The following is a 4,481-nucleotide window of genomic DNA, read 5'->3' as shown; positions in this document are numbered from 1 at the left end:
TGTTAGGATGGTCCGCTCCCAACCCGCCCCACCGGACCGGGAACGCCCAGCCGCCGCCGGAAGATTCCATGCGCCACTTTGTTGCCTCGCTCGCCCTCATGCTCGCCTCGACCACCATCGCCCACGCCGAAAAGCTCACCCTGGATGCCATCACCGGGCCGCTGCCGCTGTCCGGCCCGACCCTGATGAAGCCCAAGGTGGCGCCGGATGGCTCGCGCGTGAGCTTCCTGCGCGGCAAAGAGGCCGACCGCAACCAGCTGGACCTGTGGGCGTATGACATCGCCAGCGGCCAGACCCGCCTGCTGGTCGATTCCAAGGTGGTACTGCCCGGCGATGAAACCCTGAGCGATGCCGAAAAGGCCCGCCGCGAGCGCCAGCGCATTGCCGCCATGACCGGCATCGTGGATTACCAGTGGTCGCCCGACGCGCGCACCCTGCTGTTCCCGCTGGGCGGCGAACTGTATCTGTACGACCTGGACAAGCAGGGCAAGGCCGCCGTGCGCCAGCTCACCCACGGTGAGGGCTTCGCCACCGATGCCAAGCTGTCGCCCAAGGGCGGCTTCGTCAGCTTCGTGCGCGACCGCAACCTGTGGGTGATCGACCTGGCCAGCGGTCGCCAGATCCAGCTCACCCGCGATGGCAGCGAGACCATCGGCAATGGCGTGGCCGAATTCGTCGCCGACGAGGAAATGGACCGCCACACCGGTTACTGGTGGGCGCCGGACGACTCGGCCATCGCCTTTGCGCGCATCGACGAATCGCCGGTGCCGGTGCAGAAGCGCTATGAGATGTACGCCGACCGCACCGAAATGATCGAACAGCGCTACCCGGCCGCCGGCGACCACAACGTCACCGTCAAGCTGGGCGTGATCGCCCCGCGCGCCGATGCCGCCGCGCGCTGGGTCGATCTGGGCCGCAACGCGGACATCTACCTGGCCCGCGTCGATTGGCGCGACCCGCAGCACCTCACCTTCCAGCGCCAGTCGCGCGACCAGAAGACCCTGGAACTGATCCAGGCCGACCTGGCCAGCGGCAAGCAGCGCACCCTGGTCACTGAAACGTCGCCGACCTGGGTGCCGCTGCACAACAGCCTGCATTTCCTCAAGCAGGGCGGCTTCCTGTGGTCGTCCGAGCGCAGCGGTTTCCAGCACCTGTACCGCGTGTCCGATGACGGCAAGAGCGTGACCGCACTGACCAGCGGCAACTGGCCGGTGGACGAACTGCTGGCGGTGGACGAGGACGCCGGCAAGGTCTACTTCCGCGCCGGGGTGGATTCCTCGCGCGAAAGCCAGCTGTACGCCGTGCCGCTGCAGGGCGGGGCGCTGCAGCGCCTGTCCAATGAAACGGGCATGCACAGCGCCAGCTTCGCGAAGAACGCCAGCGTGTACGTGGACAGCTGGTCCAATACCACCACGCCGCCGCAGATCGCGCTGCACCGCGCCAATGGTGAAAAGATCGCCACGCTGGTGGAAAACAACCTGGCCGATCCCAGCCACCCGTACGCGCGCTACCTGGACGCGCAGCGCCCGGTGGAGTTCGGCACCCTCACCGCGGCCGACGGCCGCACCGCGCTGAACTACAGCCTGATCAAGCCCGCTGGTTTCGACCCGGCCAAGCGCTATCCGGTGGTGGTGTACGTGTATGGCGGCCCGGCCAGCCAGACCGTCACCGACAGCTGGCCCGGCCGTGGCGACCACCTGTTCAACCAGTACATGGCCCAGCAGGGCTATGTGGTGTTTTCGCTGGACAACCGCGGTACCCCGCGCCGTGGCCGCGATTTCGGCGGTGCGCTGTACGGCGTGCAGGGCACGGTGGAAGTGGCCGACCAGCTCAAGGGCGTGGACTGGCTGAAGCAGCAGCCATGGGTGGACCCGGCGCGCATCGGCGTGCAGGGCTGGTCCAACGGCGGCTACATGACCCTGATGCTGCTGGCCAAGGCGTCGGACCAGTACGCGTGCGGCGTGGCCGGCGCGCCGGTTACCGACTGGGGCCTGTACGACACCCATTACACCGAACGCTACATGGACCTGCCGGCGCGCAACGCCAAGGGCTATGAAGAAGCGCGGGTGCTGGCCCACATCGACGGCCTGCGCTCGCGCCTGCTGCTGATCCACGGCATGGCCGACGACAACGTGCTGTTCACCAATTCCACCGAATTGATGAGCGCGCTGCAGAAGCGCGGCCAGCCCTTTGAGCTGATGACCTACCCGGGCGCCAAGCATGGCCTGTCGGGCAGCAACGCACTGCACCGCTACCGCCTGGCCGAGGATTTCCTGGCCCGCTGCCTCAAGCCGTAACGCACGCTTCCGGGAGCCCCACCTGGCGCCGTCCGTGCCGGTGGGGCGCGGGCGGGGCCCGCCGGGCGGCGGCCATGACCTCCGGCCGATTGCCGCTGCCTCCCCGAGTGCGTAGGGTCGCAGGCACCCGCTCACTGGAGTCCTGCATGAAGCCGCTTGCCCTTGCCGTCGCGTTGGCCCTTTCCGTCCCCGCCGCGCTCAGTGCGCCGCCGGCCTTCGCTGCCGCTCCTGCCGCCACCAAGGCCCCGGCCAGTGCGGCCTGGGTGACCCGCAGCAACGAACTGGCGCAGATCCTGCTCGATGCGCAGGGCCCGTTCCAGCCGGAAGAGACCGGCTTCTTCGGCGTGCCGGGCTACGACGACAAGGTGGCCGATTTCGGGCCGGACAACGCCAAGCGCTACCGCGCCGCGATGGCCAAGGCGCGCGACCAGCTCAAGGCCAAGCTGGCCACCGAGCGCGACCCGAACGTGCGCCAGGACCTGGCGATCATGATCGCCGCCGCCGACGAGAACATCGAAGGCAGCGAACTCAACGAAAAGTACCTGCTGCCGTGGAGCGACACCCCGCAGACGGTGTTCAGCGGCATCAACCTGCTGCTGTCCGACCAGGTGCCGGCCGAGCGCCGCGCCAAGGCGCTGGACCGCCTGAAGGCGTATGCCGGCCTGGCCCCGGGCACCACCGCCATCACCACGCTGTCGCGCCAGCGCTATGAAGAGCGCCTGGCCGACAAGACCCTGCTGCAGCCGACGAAGATCGAGGTCGAGCAGTCGCTGGCCAACGTCGATACCTACATCACCGGCATCGAAAAGCTGTTCGACAAGTACAAGGTCGCCGGCGCCGACGAGGCGCTGAAGACCATCGCCACCCAGCTGCGCGAGTACCGCGACTGGACGAAGAGCGAGGTGCTGCCCAAGGCACGTGCCGATGCGCGCCTGCCCGAGCCGCTGTATGCCTTCCAGCTCAAGCGCGTGGGCATCGACATCGACCCCAAGCTGCTGATGCAGCGGGCGCAGCTGGAATTCATGGAAACCCGTTCGGCGATGCGCCAGCTGGCGCCGCTGGTGGTCAAGGCCAAGGGCCTGAAGGTGGCCGACCCGACCGACCCGGTGGCGGTGATCCGCGCGCTGAAGGGTGACAAGATCGCCAACGACCAGCTGGAGCACCACTACCGCGGCGTGATCGATGCGATCGACCCGATCATCCGCGCCCAGAAGATCGTGGACGTGCCGCAGCGCCCGATGCAGATGCGGCTGGGCTCGGCCGCCGAAAGCGCTGCCTCGCCGGCCCCGCACTTCCTGCCGGCGCCGCTGGTGGGCAACACCGGCCAGCAGGGCACCTTCGTGCTGCCGCTGGGCAACCCGGCCGCCGGCGACAAGGCCGCGCAGTACGACGACTTCAACTTCGGCTCAGCCGCGTGGACGCTGAGCGCGCACGAAGGCCGCCCGGGCCATGAGCTGCAGTTCACCGCGATGGTGGAGCGCGGCGTGTCGCTGGCGCGCACCATGTTCGCGTTCAATTCGGTCAACGTGGAAGGCTGGGCGCTGTATGCCGAAGCCGAAATGGTGCCGTACGAGCCGCTGGACGGGCAGCTGATCGCCCTGCAGTTCCGCCTGCTGCGCGCCGCGCGCGCGATGCTTGATCCGATGCTCAACCTGGGCCTGATCGACCGGGCCAAGGCCGAGCGCGTGCTGATCGACGAAGTGGGCCTGTCGCAGGCGATGGCCACCCAGGAACTGGACCGTTACATGGTGCGGTCGCCGGGCCAGGCGGGCAGCTACTTCTACGGCTACACCCGGATCCTGGAACTGCGCATGCAGACCGAACTGGCACTGGGCGCAAAGTTCGACCGCCTGGCGTTCAACAACTTCCTGCTCGACCAGGGCCTGCTGCCGCCGGACCAGCTGGCCAAGGCGGTCAACGAGGTCTTCATCCCGCGGTACACGGCAAAGTAATCACCTCCGCGTGGGCCACGACCAACGGTCGTGGCCTACCGACCATTCGAACCGACCATTCGAACCGACCATTCGAACCGACCCTTCGAACCGACCAGTCGAACCGACCATTCGAACCGACCATTCGAACCGACCATTCGAACCGACCAGTCGATCGGCAATCGGGTAGGTCACGACCGGTGGTCGAGACCCGCTTTCACCGGGACGGCGTGATCGTCTGCCCCGGCAACCG

The 4,481-nt window shown here is 67.8% G+C and carries 2 protein-coding genes; both read left to right on the top strand.

Features of this window, described 5'->3' with window-relative positions; genetic code table 11:
* Positions 1-68 precede the first annotated feature (68 nt).
* Positions 69-2,297, top strand: coding sequence for a DPP IV N-terminal domain-containing protein (locus tag ACQG3P_RS12395; RefSeq protein ID WP_426805227.1), 2,229 nt, complete (start codon positions 69-71; stop codon positions 2,295-2,297).
* Between the two features lie 146 nt (positions 2,298-2,443).
* Complete coding sequence (locus tag ACQG3P_RS12390) at positions 2,444-4,249, top strand: DUF885 domain-containing protein (RefSeq protein ID WP_184125977.1); 1,806 nt, start codon at positions 2,444-2,446, stop codon at positions 4,247-4,249.
* Positions 4,250-4,481 lie beyond the last annotated feature (232 nt).

The organism is Stenotrophomonas sp. SrG (assembly GCF_050031795.1).
GTDB classification, from domain to species: domain Bacteria; phylum Pseudomonadota; class Gammaproteobacteria; order Xanthomonadales; family Xanthomonadaceae; genus Stenotrophomonas; species Stenotrophomonas rhizophila_A.
This window is presented reverse-complemented; position numbering and strand designations above follow the sequence as displayed.